Raw genomic sequence first — 5,177 nt, 5'->3', positions numbered from 1 at the left:
GGAGATGGGGAAGAGGATGCAGGATCCAGTTCTCTCACAACTGGCCCTAGGGTTTTCCTTAGAGATGCGCCGGCTGTCAAGGCCCGTGCACGTTCTCCCCTGGGGAATCCCCTAAATTGGGCCCGTCGCAGCGGCGAAGTGCGGCTGCGGCACGGAAACTGAGGTCGCGCCACAACGTGCCAGCGTTTGGTCTGTTCCGATCGCCTGCGCCGTGGTCGGCCACCGACCGGCGCCTTTTCATTCTCTGTGTGGGTGAGTGGAGTGCAAATGGTCGAGTCCGAGCTCAACGAGGCAGGGAATCGAACCGGTCCGGCGGCGGACGCGGTCGATGGCATAGCCGTCATCGGCTTGGCGTGCCGACTGCCCGGAGCCGCCGACCCTGCCGCCTTCTGGCGGCTGCTCAGCGAGGGTATGGACGCGATCATCGACGTACCCCAGGACCGGTGGGACGCCGCCGCGGTGGCCGACGCGGACTCGCCGGAGGCCGGGCGGACCGACATCCGCCGAGGTGGATTCCTGGACGGCATCGGCCACTTCGACGCGGGGTTCTTCGGGCTTTCGCCCAAAGAGGCCGCCGCCATGGACCCGCAGCAGCGGCTCGTGCTGGAACTGGCGTGGGAAGCGCTGGAGGACGCGCACGTGCGCGCCGAGACGGTGCGCGACACTCGCACCGGCGTGTTCGTCGGCGCCATCTGGGACGACTACGCCACCCTGCACCACCGCTCCGGGCTCACGGCCATCTCCCCGCACACCGTCACCGGCCTGCACCGCAGCATCATCGCCAACCGCGTCTCCTACTTCCTCGGCCTGAACGGGCCCAGTCTGACCGTGGACTCCGGCCAGTCCTCCTCCCTGGTCTCGGTCCACCTGGCCTGCGAGAGCCTGCGCAAGGGCGAGTCCACGGTCGCCCTCGCCGGCGGCGTGAACCTGAACATCGTCCCCGAGAGCACCCTGGGCGCCGCCAAGTTCGGCGGCCTGTCGCCCGACGGCCGCTGCTTCACCTTCGACGCCCGCGCGAACGGCTACGTCCGCGGCGAAGGCGGCGGCATCGTCGTCCTCAAGCCGCTGGCCCAGGCCCTCGCTGACGGGAACACCGTCCACTGCGTGATCCGCGGCAGTGCGGTCAACAACGACGGCGGCGGCGACGGCCTGACCGTACCCCTCAGATCCGGGCAGGAGCAGGTCCTCCGGCTCGCCTACGAGCGGGCCGGAATCGACCCCGCCGACGTCGGCTACGTCGAGTTGCACGGCACCGGCACCAGGATCGGCGACCCCGTCGAGGCCGCGGCCCTCGGCGCGGTGCTCGGCGCGGGGCGCGCGCCCGGCCAAGCGCTGCGGGTCGGTTCGGCCAAGACCAACGTCGGCCACCTGGAGGGAGCCGCCGGCATCACCGGCCTGCTCAAGGCGGTGATGTCCCTGCGCCACCGGGAACTGCCCGCCAGCCTCAACTTCCGGACGCCGAACCCGGCGATCCCGCTGGACCGGCTGAACCTGCGGGTGCAATCCGAGCACAGCGCGTGGGAGGCCGAGGAGGGCCGGCCGCGGGTCGCCGGCGTCAGCTCGTTCGGCATGGGCGGCACCAACTGCCACCTCGTGCTGACGGAGCACCAAGCGGCCCCCGCAGCGTACGATGCCGCCGACACGGGCGCGGGCACGGCCTTCTGGCCGCTGTCCGCCAGGACCGCGACCGGGCTGCGCGCCCAGGCGGCCTCCCTGCTCGCGCACGCCGAAGCACACCCGGGCCTCTCCCTCTCCGACGCGGGCTGGTCGCTGGCCACCGGCCGCACGGCCTTCGAACACCGGGCCGTCGTCATCGGCGAGACCCGCGAGGACGTCCTGCGCGCCCTGCGTGAGCTTTCCACCGGCGGCATCGACGCCGCACTGACCACGGGCCGGACGGGCCCGCGCGGCGAGCTGGCCTTCCTCTTCTCCGGCCAGGGCAGCCAGCGAGCCGGCATGGGTCGCGAACTCGCCGGAGCCGAGCCGGTGTTCGCCGCCGCGCTGGACGAGGTGTGCGCCCACCTGGACCCCTTGCTGCCGCGGCCGCTGCGTGAGGTCATGTTCGCCCCGGAAGGCAGTGGGGAAGCGGCCGAACTTGACCGCACCCTCTACACGCAGACCTCGCTGTTCGCCCTGGAAGTCGCCCTCTTCCGGCTTCTGGAGAGCTGGGGCATCACCCCCGACGTGCTCATGGGGCACTCCATCGGTGAACTCGCCGCCGCGCACGTGGCCGGCGTCCTCTCGCTCGCCGACGCCTGCACCCTCGTGGCCGCGCGCGGCCGCTTGATGCAGGCGCTCCCCGCCGACGGCGCCATGATCGCCGTCCAGGCCACGGAGGATGAGGTCCGCGCCCGTATCGGCGGACGTACCGACCGCGTGAGCATCGCCGCACTGAACGGCCCGGACTCCGTCGTCGTCTCCGGCGAGGAGGACCTCGCCACCGAGATCGCCGAGGTCTTCGCCGCCCAGGGGCGCAAGACCAGCCGGCTCCGAGTCAGCCACGCCTTCCACTCCCCGTACATGGAACCCATGCTGGCGGAGTTCCGCGCCGTGGCCGAGGGCCTGGTCTTCCACGCCCCGCACATCCCGGTCGTGTCCAACGTGACGGGCCGGCTGTCCGAGGAGACGTCCGGGTACGAGGGGTGCACGGCCGAGTACTGGGTCCGCCATGTGCGCGAGGCGGTCCGCTTCGCCGACGGCGTCACCCGCCTCGACGAGCAGGGCGTACGTACGTACATCGAACTCGGACCGGGTGGCGTGCTCACCTCAATGGCCCGCGCCGGAGCCGGCGGCGACTCCCTGTTCGTCCCCGCCCTGCGCGCCCGCCGCCCTGAGGCACCGGCCCTGCTGACGGCGGTCGCCGCGCTGCACGTCCACGGTGCGCGGCTGGACTGGGACGCCCTGTTCGGCGGCCGGCGAGCCGCACACCGCAGGGTCGCACTCCCCACCTACGCCTTCGAACGACAGCGGTACTGGCTGGACGGCACCGCCACCTCGCCCGCCGCCGCCATCGGCGGTGCCCCCGCGCCCGCGCAGCCGGCGGCCGCCTCCGCGACCGGGACCGCGCCGGTCGGGGACCTGGGCCGGCGGCTGGCCGGACTGCCCGAACCGGAACGCGACGAGGCTGTGCTGGACCTGGTCCGCGCACACATCGCCGCCGTCCTGGGCCACGCCGGAGCCCGCCAGGTCGAGACCGAGTGGACTTTCAAGGACCTCGGCTTCGACTCGCTCAGCTCGGTGGAACTGCGCAACCAACTCGTCTCGGCCACCGGCCTGAGCCTGCCCAGCGGCCTGCTGTTCGACCACCCGACTCCGGTCGCGCTCGCCCGGCACCTCGCCGCGCGGTCCCTGGGCAACCAGGACACGGCTTCCGCCGTGCCCGCGGCCGCGGCCGACCCCGACGAGCCCATCGCCATCGTGGCCATGAGCTGCCGCCTGCCCGGCGACGTGAACTCCCCCGAGGACCTGTGGCGACTGCTCGCCTCCGGCGGCGACGCCGTCTCTGGGTTCCCCACGGACCGCGGCTGGGACGTCGAGGCGCTCTGGGACCCGGAGCCCGGCACGCCCGGCAAGTCCTCGACACGGCATGGCGGCTTCCTGCACGGGGCGGCCGAGTTCGACGCCGCCTTCTTCGGCATCAGCCCCCGCGAGGCCGCCGCCGTCGACCCGCAGCAGCGGCTGGTCCTGGAGACCGCGTGGGAGGCATTCGAAGGGGTCGGCATCGACCCGGGCACGCTGCGCGGCAGCCGGACCGGCGTGTTCATCGGCGCCACGGCACAGGACTACGGACCTCGGCTGCACGAGCCCGTCGACGGAGTCGAGGGGTACCTGCTGACCGGCACGACGACCAGTGTCGCGTCGGGCCGGGTGGCGTACTCGTTCGGGCTGGAGGGCCCGGCGGTCACGGTGGACACGGCGTGCTCGTCGTCCCTGGTCGCCCTGCACCTGGCCATGCAGTCGCTGCGCAGCGGCGAGTGCTCGATGGCTTTGGCGGGCGGTGTCACGGTGATGTCCACGCCCGGCATGTTCGTGGAGTTCAGCCGGCAGCGTGGGCTGGCCCCGGACGGGCGGTGCAAGGCGTTCGGTGCGGACGCGGACGGCACGGGGTGGGCGGAGGGGGTGGGTCTGCTGCTGGTGGAGCGGCTCTCCGATGCCCGCCGCAACGGGCATGAGGTGCTGGCTGTCGTGCGGGGCAGTGCGGTGAATCAGGACGGTGCGTCGAACGGTCTGACGGCGCCGAATGGTCCGTCGCAGCAGCGGGTGATCCGGCAGGCGCTGGATTCGGCGGGGCTGTCCCCTGCCCAGGTGGACGTGGTGGAGGCGCATGGTACGGGGACGCGGCTGGGTGACCCGATCGAGGCGCAGGCGCTGCTCGCGACGTACGGGCAGGGGCGGTCGGAGGGTCGGCCGTTGTGGCTGGGGTCGCTGAAGTCCAATATCGGGCACACGCAGGCCGCGGCGGGTGTGGCGGGTGTGATCAAGATGGTGATGGCGATGCGGCACGGTGTGCTGCCGCGGACGCTGCACGTCGAGGAGCCGACGCCGCACGTGGACTGGTCGGCGGGTGAGGTGCGGCTCCTGGCGGAGGCCGTCGACTGGCCCGAGTCGGACCGTCCGCGCCGGGCCGGTGTCTCCTCTTTCGGGATCAGCGGTACCAATGCCCATGTGATCGTTGAGCAGGGGCCCGTCGCGGTCGAGCCGGTGCCGGGTCCGGACTCCGGTGTGGTCGTGCCGTGGGTGCTGTCGGGCAGGACGGAGGGGGCGCTGCGGGATCAGGCGGTGCGTCTGCTGTCCCTGGCCGGTGCCGCGGATCTGAGGTCGGCCGATGTCGGTTTCTCGCTCGCCACGACGCGTTCGGCGATGGAGTACCGGGCCGCGGTGGTGGGGGAGAGCGGGGACGAGCTTCGTGAAGGGCTCCGGGCGCTGGCTGCCGGGTCCCCGGCCTCTCAGGTGCTGCTGGGGCGTCCGGCCGGTGGGAAGGTCGGGTTCCTGTTCTCGGGTCAGGGGTCGCAGCGGGTTGGTATGGGCCGCGAACTGTACGCGGTGTACCCGGCGTTCGCCGAGGCGTATGACGAGGCGTGTGCGTGTCTGGAGGTGCCGGTCGAGGTTGATGGCGAAGGTGTGCATCGGACGGGTTCGGCGCAGCCGGCGTTGTTCGCGGTCGAGGTGGCGTTGTT

General features: G+C 72.3%; 1 protein-coding gene. It reads left to right on the top strand.

What is annotated here, in order from left to right:
- Window positions 1–267: 267 nt before the first annotated feature.
- Window positions 268–5,177 (top strand): beta-ketoacyl synthase N-terminal-like domain-containing protein (locus ABEA26_RS34860; RefSeq protein WP_345597941.1); only part of this gene is annotated, 4,910 nt, incomplete at its 3' end.

Source organism: Streptomyces marokkonensis (assembly GCF_039539045.1).
Lineage (GTDB): Bacteria > Actinomycetota > Actinomycetes > Streptomycetales > Streptomycetaceae > Streptomyces > Streptomyces marokkonensis.
This window is presented reverse-complemented; position numbering and strand designations above follow the sequence as displayed.